The organism is Enterocloster clostridioformis (assembly GCF_020297485.1).
GTDB classification, from domain to species: Bacteria; Bacillota; Clostridia; order Lachnospirales; family Lachnospiraceae; genus Enterocloster; species Enterocloster clostridioformis.
Window position 1 is genome coordinate 49,995 of the sequence record NZ_JAIWZC010000002.1, and the last position, 18,488, is coordinate 68,482.

At 42.9% G+C, this 18,488-nt stretch carries 16 protein-coding genes; 1 reads left to right on the plus strand and 15 read right to left on the minus strand.

The annotated features are described in order from the left end of the window. Positions 1-227: 227 nt before the first annotated feature. From LA360_RS27345 to LA360_RS27390, 10 genes are all read right to left on the minus strand, one after another. Positions 228-1,436, minus strand: a complete 1,209-nt coding sequence (locus LA360_RS27345; RefSeq protein ID WP_022202213.1) for a nucleotide sugar dehydrogenase — start codon at positions 1,434-1,436, stop codon at positions 228-230. Positions 1,437-1,533: 97 nt separating this feature from the next. Next, a complete protein-coding gene (locus tag LA360_RS27350; RefSeq protein ID WP_225537815.1) occupies positions 1,534-3,267 on the minus strand; it encodes a hypothetical protein in 1,734 nt (577 codons plus the stop codon). 137 nt (positions 3,268-3,404) lie between these two features. Further along, a complete protein-coding gene (locus LA360_RS27355) occupies positions 3,405-4,370 on the minus strand; it encodes a hypothetical protein (protein WP_225537816.1) in 966 nt (321 codons plus the stop codon). Further along, entirely contained in the window at positions 4,367-5,515 is a 1,149-nt protein-coding gene (locus tag LA360_RS27360; RefSeq protein WP_022202216.1) for a radical SAM/SPASM domain-containing protein, read from the minus strand. The genes LA360_RS27355 and LA360_RS27360 overlap by 4 nt, the downstream gene beginning before the upstream one ends. Continuing rightward, complete coding sequence (locus tag LA360_RS27365; protein ID WP_022202217.1) at positions 5,516-6,295, minus strand: methyltransferase domain-containing protein; 780 nt, start codon at positions 6,293-6,295, stop codon at positions 5,516-5,518. Positions 6,296-6,307: 12 nt separating this feature from the next. Further along, positions 6,308-7,282, minus strand: coding sequence for an NAD-dependent epimerase/dehydratase family protein (locus LA360_RS27370; RefSeq protein ID WP_022202218.1), 975 nt, complete (start codon positions 7,280-7,282; stop codon positions 6,308-6,310). Next, positions 7,270-8,472 (minus strand): glycosyltransferase family 4 protein, encoded by a 1,203-nt coding sequence (locus LA360_RS27375; RefSeq protein ID WP_089776263.1) that lies wholly within the window; start codon positions 8,470-8,472, stop codon positions 7,270-7,272. The genes LA360_RS27370 and LA360_RS27375 overlap by 13 nt, the downstream gene beginning before the upstream one ends. Next, positions 8,429-9,487 (minus strand): glycosyltransferase family 2 protein, encoded by a 1,059-nt coding sequence (locus LA360_RS27380; protein ID WP_089776262.1) that lies wholly within the window; start codon positions 9,485-9,487, stop codon positions 8,429-8,431. Before LA360_RS27380 ends, LA360_RS27375 begins: the two co-directional genes overlap by 44 nt. Beyond that, positions 9,462-11,165, minus strand: a complete 1,704-nt coding sequence (locus tag LA360_RS27385) for a hypothetical protein (RefSeq protein WP_225537817.1) — start codon at positions 11,163-11,165, stop codon at positions 9,462-9,464. The genes LA360_RS27380 and LA360_RS27385 overlap by 26 nt, the downstream gene beginning before the upstream one ends. Positions 11,166-11,252: 87 nt before the next feature. Further along, the gene (locus tag LA360_RS27390; RefSeq protein ID WP_022202222.1) at positions 11,253-12,122 is read right to left on the minus strand and encodes a hypothetical protein; all 870 of its coding nucleotides are present in this window, start codon (positions 12,120-12,122) and stop codon (positions 11,253-11,255) included. A 204-nt stretch (positions 12,123-12,326) separates the two neighbouring features. Between LA360_RS27390 and LA360_RS27395 the strand changes: the two genes are divergently transcribed. Then, positions 12,327-12,674, plus strand: coding sequence for a helix-turn-helix domain-containing protein (locus LA360_RS27395; protein WP_112481895.1), 348 nt, complete (start codon positions 12,327-12,329; stop codon positions 12,672-12,674). Positions 12,675-12,775: 101 nt separating this feature from the next. On the opposite strand, the gene LA360_RS27400 is transcribed toward LA360_RS27395, so the two are convergent. The 5 genes from LA360_RS27400 to malQ all read right to left on the minus strand — a co-directional run bounded on the left by LA360_RS27400 (position 12,776) and on the right by malQ (position 18,449). Next, complete coding sequence (locus LA360_RS27400) at positions 12,776-13,339, minus strand: Uma2 family endonuclease (protein ID WP_022512519.1); 564 nt, start codon at positions 13,337-13,339, stop codon at positions 12,776-12,778. 73 nt (positions 13,340-13,412) lie between these two features. After that, complete coding sequence (locus tag LA360_RS27405) at positions 13,413-13,946, minus strand: response regulator transcription factor (protein ID WP_225537844.1); 534 nt, start codon at positions 13,944-13,946, stop codon at positions 13,413-13,415. Positions 13,947-14,108: 162 nt separating this feature from the next. Further along, positions 14,109-15,866 (minus strand): S8 family peptidase, encoded by a 1,758-nt coding sequence (locus LA360_RS27410; RefSeq protein ID WP_057572279.1) that lies wholly within the window; start codon positions 15,864-15,866, stop codon positions 14,109-14,111. Between the two features lie 47 nt (positions 15,867-15,913). Then, positions 15,914-16,951 (minus strand): LacI family DNA-binding transcriptional regulator, encoded by a 1,038-nt coding sequence (locus tag LA360_RS27415; protein ID WP_022202226.1) that lies wholly within the window; start codon positions 16,949-16,951, stop codon positions 15,914-15,916. A gap of 19 nt (positions 16,952-16,970) precedes the next feature. Further along, positions 16,971-18,449 carry a 4-alpha-glucanotransferase gene (gene malQ / locus LA360_RS27420; RefSeq protein WP_022202227.1) on the minus strand — a complete coding sequence of 493 codons (1,479 nt, stop codon included), beginning with the start codon at positions 18,447-18,449 and terminating at the stop codon, positions 16,971-16,973. Positions 18,450-18,488 lie beyond the last annotated feature (39 nt).

The following is an 18,488-nucleotide window of genomic DNA, read 5'->3' on the forward strand; positions in this document are numbered from 1 at the left end:
ATACAGCAGTGTATATACTCTCATACATACACTGCTCTTCTTCCTATTTATAAGTTTCCATCTTTATAAGTTTCCATCCTTACCCTTTTGTGGAAACCACTTATTCCGCCACCGATATCCATCATAGTTTTCACAGCTATATGCAATGAGATGGTCTGACTCCATAGAAAACTCTGCTTCTGTCGCTTCCTCGTATAATCCATTGCCACTCTGATTTTAAACTAATTTCAATCCCTATAATAAATATCCCTTGTATAAACCTTTTCCATCACATCAGCCAATTCGTCACTATACCGGTTGGCTATAATAATATGCGATTTTTCCTTAAAATCCTCCAATGATTTCTCTACCGGACAGTCACAGAACTGACCTTCTTTTAATGCAGGTTCATATACTATCATCCTTATTCCATGCCTTTTGAGACGGCGCATAACACCTTGTATGGACGATTGACGGAAGTTATCCGAGCCTGCTTTCATGGTGAGGCGGAAAATTCCTACCGTGCATCCCTCTGATTCATACACTTTGTTCCCCACCCTTTCCAATATCCTCTGGGCTACAAAGTCCTTTCGTATACGGTTGGATTCCACAATCGCCCTTATTAACTGTTCCGGAATATCTTTATAATTCGCCAGAAGCTGCTTTGTATCCTTAGGCAGACAATATCCACCGTATCCAAAGGAGGGATTGTTATAATGATTCCCTATTCTTGGGTCGAGACATACGCCTTCAATAATCTGTCTGGTATTTAAATTCCTTGCCTCTCCATAAGTGTCCAGTTCATTAAAAAATGAAATCCGCAGCGCCAGATATGTATTGGCAAACAACTTTACTGCTTCTGCTTCCGTACTATTGGTGAGAAGCACTGGAATTTCTTTCTTCCGGGCCCCATTCTCCAGCATATTTGCAAACAGATGCGCTTTATTTAGCAGGACTCTGTCATTTAACTCTGTTCCCACAATAATTCTGGAAGGATATAAATTGTCGTATAAGGCTTTTCCTTCTCTCAGAAACTCGGGTGAAAACATGATATTTCTATAATTCAGCTTTTTACGAATCTCCTCTGTATAGCCCACAGGAACGGTTGACTTGATAACAATTATGGCATTGGGGTTTACAGCCTTGACCTGGCTTATGGCACTTTCCACTGTAGTAGTATCAAAATAGTTTTTAACCGGGTCATAATTGGTAGGCGTGCTGATAATCACATATTCAGCTTCTTTATAAGCTGATTCTCCATCTGTCGTGACCTTAAGATCTAAATTTCCTTTTTTTAGATACCGCTCTAATTCCCTGTCTTCAATCGGTGAACAACCATTGTTTATTAATTCGACCTTGTCCTTCATAATGTCCACGCCTGTGACCTTATGATGTTGTGCCAAAAGAACAGCATTGGCTAGTCCAACATACCCCAACCCTGCAACTGCAATATTCATAAGCATATTCTCCTTAATAACTCTTTGGCTGCATTCCCAAGACTAAGAGGCAAAAAACGGCTCCCTCCTCCTCCGGCCATAATCACTGCGTATGTATTCACTGTCCCCTTCCCCCTGATTTCAGCTGTTTTGTCCGGATTCCATTTTGGTTCATCCATTGATTCATGCCCCGCCCCTTGATATACAAATGGTAATCCGGACTTTCTGTTTCCATATCCACTAATTCAAAATAGTCTCCCTGGTCCAACTCCTCATTTATCACTCCTTTGGGAGAGACGATTATCATATCTTTTATCTGTGTCCTATTATTATCCCTGCCTGTCACAATATAGTAATCACGGAACATATACTGATAGGAGCTTCTGGTAATCTCATCGTCCAAAAAAATTACTTTGTAATCCTCTGGAAGCTGCTCAAGACCTTTTACCAGGTTTCTTGTCATTTCCATGTTCTCTATCTCATATTTGTCCATCCGGTAAATCACATTATAGGAACTCCAAACAAAGATTGAAATAAAAACAGCTATCAATCCCATACAAGCCATTCTCTGCTTTTTATGAAATACGAATATTGACATAAGAATTACGATAGCCAATGCACCATAGACGGTCAGCCCCTGGGCCAGATTACGGATAGCACCGTATCCATGTCTGCACTGGGCCAGATTGCAGAATATATTAATAGTCATCGTATTATGGGGCCATGCAACCACCCCATTCACCTTACCTGCGATATTAACAAGAAAAAATAAATATACCGAGCCCATGATTAAAAAGATATATCTTCTGCGTTTTATAAAAAGAGAGCCTTTCTCCAGAAAAAAATACATGCCCATTAACACCGGTATCGATATGGAAGACTCCAGATATCTTCCATAAATAAGCTTGTCGCATCTTCTAACCATTTCTCCGGTATAATACAGATAAATATCGGAGAAGAAAAAAAGACCTCCCAAGGCAAATGCACCAACAAAGCATAAAAGGGAAAATACACTAATCAAATGGATGCAGTATCCCCCTTCACTGGATTTGTATCTGAAACAGCAGACCAAGGTGACACACAGCCCCAGACAAACAAGACCGCCACTGCCGGTAAACACATTAAATAGCCAGCCGTATATAATCTTTATTATGGTTTGAAGGCCGGTAAAGGACAGCAATCTCTCCCACATGTTTGCATCCCAAAAGGAAAATGTACTGTTTACCGTGTTCACACCCGCATTGAATACATACTGCTTTACCAGCCCGTCCACCAACCTGTCAGCAATCAGCAAAACCATAGCTGTAATCAGATAAACTCCGATTCTCAGATTTGCCTTTTTCCGAACAAAACGTATGTATACAACGGTCAGAAACGTGGCCAGAACCACCACAATGCCTCTTTGATGTGCCATATACGCAAATACAGAGGAACACGCAATTAAGATGCTGTCCCTTACCTGTTTCCCGGCATCCTTATCTTCATGGATTCTCAGAAGAAGAAGGAGGATCATCCAAGGCGAGACCAGAAGAACGGTCTCCGCCCATGTGTATTTTATATTCAATGTTAGCGCCGGCAAAAAGGCGGTTACGCCTGCTATGAGAAATGCATTTTCCTTTTTTTGTATATCCAAATAATCCATGGATATTCTATATGCGATGACAGGAATTACCCCTGCCGCTAAAACATTCAACAGCAGCATGGCCCGATACAGCACAATCGGGGAACGGAACAGATAAAATAATGGCAAATATAAAATCGTTACTCCATATTTGTAATAATACCCGTCTGCATACAGATATTCATTCCAATCACAGCCGCTTATATAAGCCGGTACCGCGATTGTATTCAATCCATCACAAAAAACAGGTACAGTCAAAAAAAGGCATGGAATACTGTTTATTAAAACAAACGCGGCATACAAAAAAATCTCATACTTGTATTTTCTTATATTTATTTTTCTCTTATGCATGGGGACTTCCTTCGCTATTACTGTGTTTTTGCTGAAAATGTGTATATGATATCTGCCATCAAAAATCCGCCTATATCCCCTAACACATTCACAAACCGATAAAGCAGAATCGCTTCCAGTATTATCTTCTGATCAAACGAGGCTGATAAAATTACAACCGTGACAGCTTCCCTTACACCTATCCCTCCTGGAGCTCCCGGTATCACAAACCCCGCTGCCCATCCAAACAGATATCCTCCCATAAGCAACGGGACCTGTGACACTAATACATTTTCCCCCAATACGACAGATACGATGAAGTAAAACATAATACCTGTATAAATACCCAGGAAGAAATAATAGGCCATACAGAACATACCTCTGGGAACAATCTCTCTCACTACTTTCTTTCCGAACCGTAACTTCCGGCGGTCTCCTTTCTTCCTGCGAATTTGTATGCCAATGATACCAGCAATGACTGCTAGCAGGATTAGGATTCCACCTCCAAAGCATAATACCCAAAGGCGCTGTTGAAGATTATAATATAACCATATGTCCCTAATTCCTCCTCTGCAGAGCATTATGGACAACAGAGCCACTGATACCAGATTCATCAGAATATCCCCAAATGTTGACAAGGCCACCTTTCCATGGCTGATATTCTGTCTCACAGCTATTTCATTCCGTCCAACATATTGAAACACATTTCCGGGCAGGTATTTATATAGATTTGCCTTACATACAACAAAGGCTACCAGAGGATAGGGTATCTTAATTCCGGATATATATTCCGTGATGCATTTCCAGGGAACTCCCACTATTACCATATGTACGGCAAACAGTAAGCTCAAAAGCATTAGATACCCCAGGCGGCCGGTTTCTAGAATCTGCTCCGGCTTCAGATGAAAGGAACACAGCTTCCTGATAAGGAAGAATACAGAAACGACAGTCACTCCAGTTCCCATTGCTTTTATGACCCTTTTGCTCATTCCTCCCCCTTTCATTTACGGGAAAACTCCAACATCTTTCTGCCAGCTTTCACCAGGGAAGGTACATGCATCAGAATATTTGAATATCCCTGATTGGCTAATGGGCAGGCGCAGTTTTGAGATTTTATATAGGCTCTCACCTCTTCAGCCTTGGGAGAACGCCATAATTTCTGGAAATCATACTCATAATCTCTCAGGTTACCCATCTCCTTCTCATATCCAAGAACACAGCATGGCCACACCCCTCCATCATAATTGATATGGACATTGGAAACTCCCGCATAACATGGAATCACCTGCTTTCCCGTTTCTAATATCTTCCCTGCAATTTCATAATAAACCACACGCAGTGCTTCTGTTGTCTTGGCTAATGATTTCTTTGACCCAATATTGTCCTCTACTTTTCCTGCGAATTCCTTAATCAGTTTCTGATAAACCTCCGCCGGCGGGGTTATATTGTCTCCCAGGTTAAAAAACTCTGTGCGGCATTCCGCCACTTCATTCCGGTAACTCTCCACGCCCAGTCCATGAACGAAATCCTCTATTTCATCCAGATAGTCAATATTAAAATTGGATACAACGGTTCCCAATTCCAAATGAAAATTATCATAGCAATCTTCTAGTCTTTTAAGTGATACAATTGTCTTTAAAAGCTGGTTAAAATTCCCCTCTACACCACGGATTTCATCGTGTAATTTTCCCACTCCGTCAATAGAGGGTTTGACGGTCACAGGCACGTTTTTATCATACTGACGGACGATTCTGATGATTTTTTCCGTATGCTCTGCGATTCTTTCTGTCATAATTCCGTTGGTAGGGGTATGTACTACCCTTGGCTTTATATATTTACATGCCAGTTCCACGATTTCCGGCAAATCTGGTCTGAGAAACGGCTCTCCGCCGCTCATATTGAAAAAATAAACCGGTCTCATATTCTTAAATATCTTTTCAATCTCATCCAGTCTCAAATCTTTTTTGGCTCTGGATGGATCCTGACAGAACATAGCTCCAATCTGGCATGTTTTACATTTTGACTGACATGCTGCTGTCACTGAATAGGTCAATGTTATGGGCTGGAAATCTTTGTATCCAAACCAACGGTTTAACCTATAAGAAATCAATTCCGGCCCTAATATAAAAAATAAGTCTTGTTTTTTCATTTATTTCTCAACTTTCGCAATGGTATAATTAATATGAGAATGGATTGATTTTATCTTCTTTGGCATGGGCAGCTTTTCTACAAGATAAACCAGCTTTATCCATAGGGGAAATCTGTTTTGAGCCAGCATCTGGGTATAGGGAGTTTCCCAATCCATTGTGTTAAAATCCACATTCATCCTGTGCAGTCTCACATCCCGAAATCCCAGAGAATCCGGCCACACCGGACAATCCACAAAACCGGTTTCCACGATTGTCAGCCCATGTTTCTCTAACCTTTTTCTTATAAAGCCGCGCTTGTTGTACCTTATATCTCCATGTGTCCATGGAATCCCTGTTTTTTTATGGACAAGCCTGTGGACCGGAAAACCAATATTTCCTGCGTTAACCGAGAACACAGCCACATATTTTTTACTGATACGTTTCATTTCCTCAATCAGCTTATCTGGCTCCGGACAAGTCGGAAGGTATGCGAAATTCCATACAAAATCATAGGACTTGTCCTGAAAGGAGCTTTGCAAAATGTCATCTTCATGAACCCATTCTATTTTGTGCGCCGCACCAATCTTTTTCCACTCAGATATATATTTGGGATTGCCGTTAACCAGTGTAATCTTTTGTGCACACGTTCCAAATCCTAAGGAATAAATAGATGGCATGGCCTTAGCTCCGTGAGCCGGCATTTCCAGCACTGTCTTTATATCATGTTTCACTCCAAATGAAGATAGTTTCCGCCCCACGGAAAACCGTTCATATATTACGCCAAATACCTCTTTTTCCACGTCCGCCTCCTGTTATAAATACCCATTTTCCTTTGCCCATTCAACTGACAGCCTGATTCCGGTATCCAGATTTATTTGGGGTGCGTATCCCAATACCCTGCGTGCCTTACTTATATCACAGGAATGATCTTTTGCCAGGAAATCAATTCTACCTTTATTAACAAAACCAGCTTTTTTAAACATAACCTTTGATATTCCATCAATCACATTTGCCAGACAAACAGACATTGTATATCCTATATTCATATGAATCAGACTGCTTCCTGTATATTTAGCTATACACTCCAAATATTCTTTGACCGTGCAGTCTTGTTCTGCGCCTAAATTAAAAATTTCATTATACGCATTTTCATTCAGAACAGACAATAAAAACCCATCAACAATATCAGACACATACGTAGGATGAAGGTAAGCCTTTCCATTTGTAGTCAGAACAAACCTCTTCTTTTTAATGCTTCTGTATAAGGCAGTCCTTCTCACATCACCTGCTCCATAAACAAAGCAAGGCCTTAAAATAGTATATGGCATCATATTCTTACATCGTTGTATAACCGCCTGTTCCGCAAGCATTTTCGTTTCACTATAAGGGTTGGTGGGATGATAGGGGGCATCCTCCGATACATTCCGTCCTTCCAAACCAGTCACAAATGGCGCGCTGCAAAATATGAACTGCTTTACTCTATGTTTAATGGCCAGTTCAGCCAGTTTTAATGTGGCAAGATAATTCACCTTGTAATAATATTCATAAGGTATCCCATAATGTCCTAATTGAGCCGCCGCATGTATTACCACATCTATCCCCTGCATCTGGTCATCTATCGTTTCAATCTCCCGCAAATCACAGATGATATTCTCCACTGGTTTTGAAAACTCTCCATCGGATATTTTCTTTCTGGTTACACATACCACTTCATTTCCATTTAACAGCAATGCTTCCGTAAGATGTTTCCCTATGAATCCAGTTGCTCCTGTAACTAGTAAACGCATCCTCCCGTACCTCCATCTATCATTTTGTCCAGCTTGTCCACCACCTCAACCATTCTGTCCCAGGAAAACCGATACGCATCTTTTCGTACATTTTCCGTGAATTCTTCCGCCCTTCCTTCTTTAAAATAGCGGATTATCGCCTCTGCCAATTCTGTATGGTTCCCAGCCTCCACCACGTATCCGGTTTTTCCATCCTGGACCACGTCAGGCAGCCCGCCCACATTGGTAACCACCACTGTTTTTTCAAATCCAAAGGCAATCTGCACGATTCCACTCTGCGTGGCGCTTTCATAAGGCAGAATAACTAAATCGCAGGCTGAAAAATATGGTTCGACCTCCCGGTCAGGTATGTAGCCATCACATATTCTTATATAATCTGCCATGGAATTTTCATCAATCAGCTTCAAATAGCTCTCCCTGTCACTACCAAAATCCCCCACAATCAACAGCTTTACCTGTTCACATGATTCCACCACGGCGGGCAGCGCTCTTATAAGATGCTTCAGGCCTTTATATTCCCTTATAAAACCAAAGAACAACAGCACTTTGTACCCGCTATCAATACCCAGCCGTTTTCTGCTTTCTTCCCTGGTTATATTACTGAATTTAAACGCATTATAAGTGGGATGGACGGTCTGATGATACAGAGCCTCCGGAATCATCTGAAGCAAATCCGCTGCATCTTTCTTTGACTGGACAATAAACCCGTTTCCTCTGGACAGTACCATTCGGGTTAAAAATCGGTCTCCCGGGAAATGTTCATGAGGTAATACATTATGACATACAAACAGAATTCTGCACCTTTTTAACAGACAGGCCAATGCCAAATAACAGGGGGTAAAATATGGATGCCACCATTGGATGATAATCAGATCCGGCTTTAGCTGTTTGATTTTTTTGCTGCACTCAATCCAATTCCAAGGAGCCATTGTGTTAATCCAGTATTTGGTCCCTTTTATTTTGAAACTGTCATTGCTGTAATCCTTTTGTTCCTTCCGAAAAAGGAATCGGGGATACTGCAGCCGGTAGGACACCATTTCAACCAGATAATTTTCAGAAAGAGCACGGTACATAAGGCTGGTATAATGTGAAATTCCCCCTTTATACGGATAAACAGGGCCAATCAGAACAACTCGTTTCTTACTATCATTCATGGGCATCCCCCTCTGCATCACCTGTTCCTTCACTATATTCCTTTATTTCTCTTTTATTTTGTAAGATATCATATTCAATCCGCCTAACATGATATTGGGTGTCTTCCAGCAACTTCTTATTGGATGCAAGTATATCACCTAAAAGTCCCATCATTAACGTGAGAAATCCAATTATAATTAACGTACATGCCAAAATCAGAGACTGCACATGTCCGGTTCCTGTGCCCTTAAAATAGAAGATCAAAAAACGGATTCCAATCATTCCACCAACTAATATGGGAGGAATGCACAGAAATGTAAAACACTTTAACGGTTTATACATCATATACGCCCTGATAATTGTAATCATGGATTTCTTTACATACCCCCATATGCTGTTAAACAGCCTGGAAGGACGCAGTTCTCCATTGGTCCTTACAGGTACGCTTGTCATCGGTATCTTTTCCCTGCCGGCCTGTACAATGGTCTCTAACGTATATGTATAGTCATTAACTACATTCATCCTCATGGCCGCTTCTCTACTGTATGCCCGAAATCCACTGGGCGCGTCTGGAATCTGAGTATTGGAAGCTTTTCTCACTACCCAGCTTCCAAAATGCTGCAGCTTTTTCTTAACGGGGGAAAAATGTTCTGTTTTATCAATGGGTCTTGCTCCCACTACGATATCGGCCTCTTCCCGAAGAATAGGCTCTATCAGTTTGCTGATATCCTCCGCGCAATACTGGTTATCAGCATCTGTATTCACGATAATATCTGCCCCTTTGCTGAGACATCCATCTATCCCAGCCATAAAGCCTTTCGCAAGGCCTTTATTTTGTTTAAAATTCACAATATAGTTTACGCCCCACTGCCTGGCTGCCTGAAGGGTAGCATCCCTGCTGCCGTCATTTATGATTAGATATTCGATACAATCGATTCCCTCAAGTTTTCTGGGCAATGCGTCCAATGCAATGTTTAATGTTTCCGCCTCGTTATAACAAGGCATCTGAATGATTAGCTTCATATATTTATCCATCGTATTTTTCTTATTTCTCATTGTAATAAACTTCAAAATGGGCGGACTCCCTCTTTGTCCCATAGGTCTGACTTAATTCCTTTGAAAAGATATCCCGTCTGCTGGTCACCACAATATCTTCCTGTGTCACATCCCCTATGCTTCCATAGGGTTCTTTTAACACGTGAACCGATTTCTCTTTTAGACAGAATTGAAGCAGATCCACATATCCGTAACCATCTGAGTATAGAAAAACAATCCTTTCATAGTCTCCAACCATGTCCTTTATTTGCTCTGCGATCATGATGTCTTGATAATTATCCTTGTTGTATTTGTAATTCATCTGGACGCATACATCCATTCCCAGCCCCCATTGAATCACGGCCCATAAAAAGGCCAAATACCAAAACCGTTCTCTTTGCCTCACAATCCACAGCACACCCGCCATGGTTAAACCCAAAAACACGCCTCCCAAATATACATTTTTCGTAAATGCGAATACTCTGTTTGACGATAATTCCAAAGCGTATGCCACCGCCGGAATCGAATGTCTGTAAATACCATAGGCACCAGATGAACTTATCTTCCAATTGACAAGGTACATCATAACACTTTGGAAACATATAATTCCAAAGCTCACTTTCCACATACTTGGGCTGCGGACCATTGCTGTCAGCCCTGTTCCAATAAAGATTGGGAGGAGTATCTCGCTGTAGCGGCCGTATATAACACCATCTACACGCGGAGTGTCAATCATGAACAAAGATACAATACTAAGGGTAAACAATGCTGATAGTAAAACGAAACGCGCGGCAACCATTTTATGCCTTATACTGCAGGCCGTCATGGAATGTAAAGACATTATTCCCCAATAAAACAAACCTCCGGTTGCACTTCCCAAATAAAACAGCTTACCGCCTAAGGAGCAGATGAAATCTGCCATCCCCTTAATATTTGTCAGTTTCCCCAGCTTTTCAATCTGACCGCTGAAATCATTCAAGGCTGCCAGGGAACCTCCTGATACACCATAAATTTCGTCTATATAGTTGTTCTTATATACCATTCCTGCTATGATAAGGATTCCATAGGCCAATGCTCCTGTAAGGACATGTGCACGTATATCTTTATTTATTACCGCTTCCCAAACCAGCACCAGCCATAGAGCCATTCCGATTCCAAGGGTTCTCATGTGTACGAAATACAGGCCAGCAGATATTGCTGCCATTGCTCCCATGTAATAAGCGCTTGGCTTTTGGAAAAACATCAGGACTGAGGCTATAAGCAGAAGGTACAGCAATGCAAGAAGGATTTCTGGCAGTGTCGTCTGTGCATATACCATAAAAGATGAATAGAGAATGGCCAGTCCTGAAAACAATGTCATAAAGGGATATGCAGGAGCATGAAACAGGATTACCAAAATCTTTTTTAGAAGCACATAGCACCAGACAATCAGTATGAAATTTATACTTACAGCTATTCTGTACAAAACAACGGGATTGGAACACCATTTAAGCAGCGGCGCCATAAGCATTCCGTATCCAAAAGAATAATATGGATGGATGCCTGAAACCTCATTCCAGTCATACCCCAGAAGCCTGGCGCCATGACTCCAGTACCCAAATTCATCCGGAAAACGGATTGGTCCGAATAGCTTTCCTATTCCATGCATGTAAACGGATAACAGGATCAGAAAAAAACAAAATTCCATATATGCTTCTGCTTTTCCCTTTTTCATATTTTCATCCTAATCCAGCTTTTTGCAAAGAAATAGCTAGCAGTTACCCACTAACTATTTCCCCACAGAAGCCTATGCGAATTTTAATTATCTGTAAGCTGCGAAACTACCTGACGGTCCCTTTACCAGAGTAAATGTACCATAAACATCTGTTGAAAATGTCATAGTATCACTATCATCATCCGTATCAACAATCACTGAAGTGGTACCATCTGACTGGACAAAGATTAATGCATATTCATAACCATCCGTTTTAAAATTAGCTGGAATGCCAATTTTAAATTCAATGGGTCTGGCAGCCTTCCCTACTTTGGTAAAATTATTATTAATGTCAGATATTCCAAGCCATATATCCAGCGCCGGTCCCGAAACAATCTCCGGTGAAATTGACTTCAGCTCTTCCAGCTTTTTCATCATACATGCCTTGGAATCCTCTCCGCACACGCTGTTCTCAATAACAGCAAATGGCTTCTGATTCGTCCCTGCGCCAACGGCTGCGGCTACATCCGAGTAAGGTGTCGTCACTATAACCCCGGCAACTGAATTTGCTGAATAACGGCCAGCAACTGTTGTGAACACTTTTACTCCCTTCACCATAACGCTGTCTAAAGCTGATGATACGCTACTACTATTGGTTGTTACAGTGCCTCCTGAACTAGAACCTCCGCCTGACGACGAGCCTGAATTGTTTGGAACATCCGGAATGTCTGGTACATCCGGCACGTCCGGAACATCCGGCACGTCCGGCACATCCGGCACATCCGGTATATCTGGTACATCGGGCGTATCTGGAACATCGGGTTCATCTGGCGTGTCCGGTGTATCCTGTGTCCCACCACTGATTTTGGAACTAAATACAGCTCCGGGATTAGCGTGAGCTATCAGAACTGGTGACACGGCCAGTACACCCATTAAAGAAAACGTTACCGCCTTTTTTAACAAAAGCTTTTTTCTCATTCCTTTTCCTCCTGCTCTTTTTCTATAGTCACACAGAATCTCTCATACAAGGCTTCTTCTTTTCTTCTGTGACATGACTACCGAACGTACATAATTACATTGGTCATTATATAACACTTTTTAGTTGTTGTCTATAACTACTATTAAGTTTTTTATAATTTTTATTTAATTGCTAATATTAATCCCAGAAGGTGGTAAACAATTATGAAAAATCTAAAAAAGCTACGGAATAGCAGGCATCTGAGCCAGTTTAAGCTTGCAGAACTTTTCCATATCAGCCAACAGTCTGTTTGGAAATATGAAAATGACCTGGCACAGCCTGATCTGGAACTAATCATTGCATTTGCTAACTTTTTCAATACATCTATTGATTATCTTGTGGGAAATACGAATAATCCAAGAAAGTATGAAACCCTGTCTGAAACAGAGCTAAATGAAGATGAACTGGCACACTTACGTTTATATCGTGCTTCTGCTCCAGAGGTAAGAAAGCTGTCAGAACAAATGATGCAGCTATACTTTGATATGCAGAAAGGTTCTGAAAAAGAGTAAAATTATCAATACCGTTTACAATTTTGAAAAAACGGGTTCCATAGAACCCGTCATGGTGATAAATTACGACAAGCAGCCTGACCTTTTGCAATAAAGCTTGATTAGTCAAGCACTATACTACTGAAGCTTATTTCCAAGTCATGGAACACATGTGTCTTTATCGTACTGTCAAACCGATAAAGGGCGGCTGGTGACAAATTTTCAAAATCATAGACAATAACAATTTTTCGTTCTGTATCCACTATCCAATATTCTCTAACACCATTCATTTGATACAGAGAAAGTTTTAGATAATAATCCATGCTCCGGCTGGACGGGGATACAATTTCAACAATCCAGTCAGGAGCACCTTTACAACCTTTATCATTAAGTTTACTGGAATCGCAGATAACGCTTATGTCAGGCTCTACATAATTTTCATAATCCTCGCTATTGTCATCCGTTTTTAAAAAAACTGCAAACGGTGCCGGATACACTTTACAGTTCCCTTTATTTTTGTCTATATAATTGCCAATTGTCTTTGTAAAAAACGCGACGATTTCTTGATGCTTTCGACTTGGTGGCGCCATATCAAAAATCTCACCTTCAATTAATTCGGCTCGCTTTCCTTCTGGCAATGCATAAATATCCGCTATCGTATAATATTGCCGATTTAATAATGGCATGGCATATACCTCCTTTTATTTTATTATACACAGATAAAAACACTTTTACAATAATTATCTGCTCCCCACATGATTAAAGGTTACTGTTCAGATGCCCTCTGAACAGTAACCAAAGCACGGTCAGGAGCTGTTTTCTGGTTAATGCCTTATTCCTGTTGTGTGCAAGCATCATCAGGCAGTCGAATTCCATTGGTTTTAAGCTGATTTCCTGTCCTTCTCTCGTTACAGTTCTTTTTTCCGGGTCAATGACGATATCCTTAATGTGGATCTCCGGTTCCTCCTGTTGAAAGCGTTTTAGTATCTTGTCGATACGAACCAGCAATTCCAGCATTTCAAAAGGCTTTACCATATAGTCCTCTGCGCCGCCTGTCAGCCCTTTGACCTTATCTGACAGTTCACCTCTTGCTGTAAGGAAGATAACAGGCACTCCATAGCTTTTAAGTTCCGGAAGAAGGGCAAAACCGTCCTTTCCCGGCAGCATGATGTCCACAACTGCCAATCCATAATCGTGGTTCTTAACAAGCGATTCACTTGCCATATCTCCGTCCTGAAAAGAAGCCACTTCATATCCGGTCGCTTCTAAGCTTGTACAAATCAGTGATAAAATCGCTTAAAAGACAGGACAGCTGGTTAGATAATCTAGCCCGCCGCCCTGTCTTTTAATGCTGTTGACGCTCCTTATACTTTTTTAGCCCCCCAACCAAAGCTTGCCATCAGGTCCACCCATATCCATGATATTCATAAGGACCTGCTGCTTTTGATAATTCATTCATCTTATTTCCCTTAACCGTAAAAAAGTTTCATATAAATCCAGAGCCCCATATCCCCATTCCCTGTTGGGATATGATAGTGCTGGATTTCGTTTTGCTCCTCTTATTAAAAATGCTTTGATGGTGGCTTCGCTCATCGCCATGTTATGTCCTTCTATAATGCCCCAGCTTAAAAGATTAGCGACTGCACCAGCAACATGGGCGGCCGCAACCGAGGTTCCTGTTCGGGTAGTCATGGGAATGGAGTCTTGGTTCCTGCGCCCTATCGATGGCCCGCTTACATTAACCCCAGGGGCCGCCAAATCCGGTTTAATTACTCCGCCTATTGTATATCCACGGCCGGAATGAATGTAGATGCTGTTATTTAAATGATTGTAGGCGCCTACTGTGATTGGAGAGGTAGAATCTCCCGGGAGGGTTATGGTCGTATATGGGCTGGGAGTCAGAAACACGGTTTCATCGGAAATCAGGTTATGGGCCGGAAGCCACATATTAAATTGCCCTGTGAGATACTGGGTATTATACACGCGTATTCTCCAAATTCCATTTGTTGGGGCTTCAAAACGGATAAAAACAAGCTGTTTGCCTGCGCCTGTCTCAATCAGCTGGTAATTAACTGTAATGACCGTGGGTTCTAAGAGGAACCCAATAGAGGTTTCATTTCTTCCTATGATAGGAATGCGGCCTATGGATTCACCACTGGGAGATACAAATCCAACGGAATATGTATCAGCGGTGGCGGCCCAGAGTTCTACTACAAATCCACGCTGGGATTCCGCATTCCCGACTCGGATTTCCACATCAACGGACTCTTCCCCCATGGGTACAGAACCCATATAGTGATGACCCCGGCCAGTCTCATTGCCTGCGGCAATTACCGTAGCCATTCCTAAATTTCGGCTGATATCTTGAATCATCACATTAAGCGGGGACGTTCCCTCATGGCTGCCCAGATTGGAGCCGATTCCCAGCAGAACGACCAGAGGCTTTCTCTGGCTGTATGCCTCCACGCGCAGGTACTTAATGCCCATCATAATATCATTCTCCTGATAAGCATCAGCGTCATTACTGACAAGATAGAAATCGCGCAGATATTGTTTGGCTGGTTTTAATTTGACGATTACCAGTTCACATTCCGGGGCAGCTCCTGTAAAATCCTGATTAGGCAGGACTCCTCCGGCAGCGATACCCGCCAGAAAGGTTCCATGTCCGTTGGTATCGGTAGAAGGCACCACGGTAAGAGGATTATCAGATTCCAGTGCCTCGTTAATCTGCTCCCGCGTGTACTCTGTGCCATAGGTTGCCCCGCTGGCATTATAGCGGTTAGGTACGCCGGCAGGAAGGAGGCTTTTATCTTCCGGAAGGCTCTGATCCCAAATACTCAAGATTCTGGTAGTTCCATCCTGATTGCGAAAAAGAGGATTGGTATAGTCAATTCCCGTGTCTATGATGCCGATTATAACACCTCTGCCTTGATTGCTCAGGGCAGGTGATGCATGGGTTGCTAAAATACCGGAAGCGTCCATGCTGGAACTATCTAACAGTGTGTACAGTCCAGGGATACTGTAATAGGTAAACTTGCTTAGTGATATGGGTTCTACTGTATCTAGCGGGGTATATATAATACTGAAATCAGTGCTTACAAAGTCCATGCAGAAAATATCTTCCGAATTACCAGGAAATTGCTGCTGGCTTCCATAACGGTAGATAAAGTCAGCAATGGTCTCTGAAGCTGAGTTAATAGGGCATTCCGCCATGATGTACCTCATGCAGGGGATTTGATAACAGTATATGCGGAATTTTTCTATTTTACGTTCCGGGTTGACTCACCCTCCATTAACTCCGCCTTAAACACCCGCTTCTGATGGTCCGCATGATTGCTTACCACGTCAAACAGTATCTTAATGGTGGCTTCCGCCATCTCCTCCACGGGCTGCCTTATGGTAGTCAGCGTCGGATTATAGTAATGCGCAATGTCAAGTCCGTCAAATCCAGCCACCGAATAGTCTTCGGGTATCTTCATGCCGTATTCCGTGATGGCCTTGCAGGCGCCGATGGCGATACTGTCTGATATGGCATACACAGCTGTAAAATCCGTCTTTTTTTCTTCCAGGATCCGGCTCATGGCCATAAAGCCGTAATCCATGGTGTAACAGTCCCTTCCCACCCCTGAAAAAACACAGAGATCTTCATCCAGTTCGATTCCGTTGTCCTTAAGGGCCTTGCGGTATCCTTCCAGACGCAGCCTGCCGATACTCTCATCATCCTTGGTAGCTGCCAGGATTAAAATCCTCTTATGACCAAGCTTACACAAGTAGTCCGTCATCTTATAGCTTTCCGCAAAATCATCCACAGAAACCCAGGAATAAAACGGCGATTCTTCCAGTGAATCCGTCATCCCAATGGTACTGAGCACAAAGGGGACCGCCAGCTGCTCCAGCTTCTCCTTACTGTGTGAGAAGAACCCACCCAGGAATACAATTCCCCTTGGTTTCTTCTCCTTAATCAGTTCAAGGGCCACATCCACTTCATCTTCACCGGCATCCACATGCTGCATGATAAAAGAGTACTTCTTCTTATGAATTTCCTTTTCAAAAATCCGGATCATCTTGCTGAAAAAGGGATTGCTGATTCCCTTGATTAAAACCGCGATAGCCTTTGAATCAGTGCGTTTTAAATTGCGGGCGCTATTGTTAGGAATATAATTATGCTCCTTAACCACCTGCATAATCATATCCTTTGTCTCCGGATTGATATCCGGATGATTGTTAATGGCCCGTGACACCGTACTTACGCCCACTCCGCAGATTCTGGCTACGTCTTTAATATTAATCGATTCCATAAGAAATACTCATCCCCTGTCATCCTCTGCCGTAAAGCTTTGCCATCTTCCTGCACTTTACAACAATCTCATCAGTTATTTCCCCGGGCATCATGCGCCATCTCCAGTTTTCTCCCAGCGTGGATGGCGTATTGATCCGGGCATCTCCGCCAAGACCTAAATAATCCTGGACCGGAATAACCGCCAGCTTTGCCACGCTTGACAGTGCAAGGCGCACGAAATCCCAATGGATTTCCTCTACAGGCGTATGCGGATTATTCATATAATCCACGGAAAGCTGTCTGTCTTCCTCACTCATCTCCCCATACCATCCCCTGATGGTATTATTATCATGGGTTCCTGTGTAAACCACGCAGTTAGAAGTGTAGTTATGGGGCAGATAATCACTTTCCTCCCTGGAATCAAAGGCAAACTCCAGCACCTTCATTCCCGGGAATCCTGTATCTTTTACTAATTCTAGCACAGATGGGGTCAAAAATCCAAGGTCTTCCGCAATAATATTAAGTTTTCCAAACTTTTCCTGCATTTTTCGGAAAATATCCATGCCAGGGCCTTTTCTCCAGGTTCCGTGAACCGCCGTCTGGCTTCCTGCCGGTATGGAATAGTATTCGTCAAAGCCACGGAAATGGTCCACACGCACCACATCGTACATGCGGAAGCTATATTCCATACGCCGCATCCACCATTCATATCCGGTCTCCCCATGATACTCCCAGAGGTACAGCGGATTGCCCCACAGCTGTCCCGTGGCGGAAAAACCGTCGGGAGGGCAGCCCGCCACCGCCACCGGATTCCTGTCCTCATCCAGCTGGAACAGCTCCGGATGGTACCATGTGTCGGCGCTGTCCAGCGCCACATAGATGGGGATATCCCCAATGATGCGGATTCCCTTTTCATTGGCATAGGACTTAAGCGCGCTCCACTGCTCTTCAAATTTCATCTGGAGGAACGCGTAAAAGCCGGTCTCATCCGCCAGTTCATGCTGAAGCGCCTCCATGGCCTCCTGCTTCCGGAGACGGATATCCTTATCCCACAGTGTCCAGGTCCTGCCCTCATATCGGTTCTTAACCGCCATATAAAAGCAGTACTCCACCGTCTCAGGCCAAAGTCTTCCTTTGGCCTCTGCCGCCGTATGCCCCTTCTCCTTCCACCGTCCATATGCCCTGCGAAGCAATGGAAAACGGTTTAAATACAATTTCCCAAAATCAATCTTCCTGGGATTGTCACCGAAATCGGCAGCAGTACACTCTGCTTCTGTTAAGAGACCTTCTTCCACCAGTCTGTCCAGATTGATAAAATACGGATTGCCCGCGAAAGCTGAAAATGACTGATAGGGGGAATCCCCGTAGCTGGTTGGCCCCAGAGGCAGAATCTGCCAGTAATGCTGCCCCGCCTTCTTTAATGTATCAATAAATCCATATGCCTCTTTAGAAAACGCTCCGATTCCGTACTTGGACGGCAGACTGGCAACCGGAAGCAACATACCACATTCCCGCATCGTGTCTCTCCTTTAATTGTGTCTGGTTTTTCCGTATAC

What these genes read in the sequence shown, in the direction of transcription:
- LA360_RS27345 (WP_022202213.1), bottom strand. Translation starts at nt 1,436, where the DNA reads ATGAATATTGCAGTTGCAGGGTTGGGGTATGTTGGACTAGCCAATGCT.
- LA360_RS27370 (WP_022202218.1), bottom strand. Translation starts at nt 7,282, where the DNA reads ATGCGTTTACTAGTTACAGGAGCAACTGGATTCATAGGGAAACATCTT.
- LA360_RS27400 (WP_022512519.1), bottom strand. Translation starts at nt 13,339, where the DNA reads ATGCCATTATTAAATCGGCAATATTATACGATAGCGGATATTTATGCA.
- LA360_RS27355 (WP_225537816.1), bottom strand. Translation starts at nt 4,370, where the DNA reads ATGAAAGGGGGAGGAATGAGCAAAAGGGTCATAAAAGCAATGGGAACT.
- LA360_RS27410 (WP_057572279.1), bottom strand. Translation starts at nt 15,866, where the DNA reads ATGGCGGAATGCCCTATTAACTCAGCTTCAGAGACCATTGCTGACTTT.
- LA360_RS27395 (WP_112481895.1), top strand. Translation starts at nt 12,327, where the DNA reads ATGAAAAATCTAAAAAAGCTACGGAATAGCAGGCATCTGAGCCAGTTT.
- LA360_RS27415 (WP_022202226.1), bottom strand. Translation starts at nt 16,951, where the DNA reads ATGGAATCGATTAATATTAAAGACGTAGCCAGAATCTGCGGAGTGGGC.
- LA360_RS27360 (WP_022202216.1), bottom strand. Translation starts at nt 5,515, where the DNA reads ATGAAAAAACAAGACTTATTTTTTATATTAGGGCCGGAATTGATTTCT.
- LA360_RS27385 (WP_225537817.1), bottom strand. Translation starts at nt 11,165, where the DNA reads ATGAAAAAGGGAAAAGCAGAAGCATATATGGAATTTTGTTTTTTTCTG.
- malQ (WP_022202227.1), bottom strand. Translation starts at nt 18,449, where the DNA reads ATGCGGGAATGTGGTATGTTGCTTCCGGTTGCCAGTCTGCCGTCCAAG.
- LA360_RS27390 (WP_022202222.1), bottom strand. Translation starts at nt 12,122, where the DNA reads ATGAGAAAAAAGCTTTTGTTAAAAAAGGCGGTAACGTTTTCTTTAATG.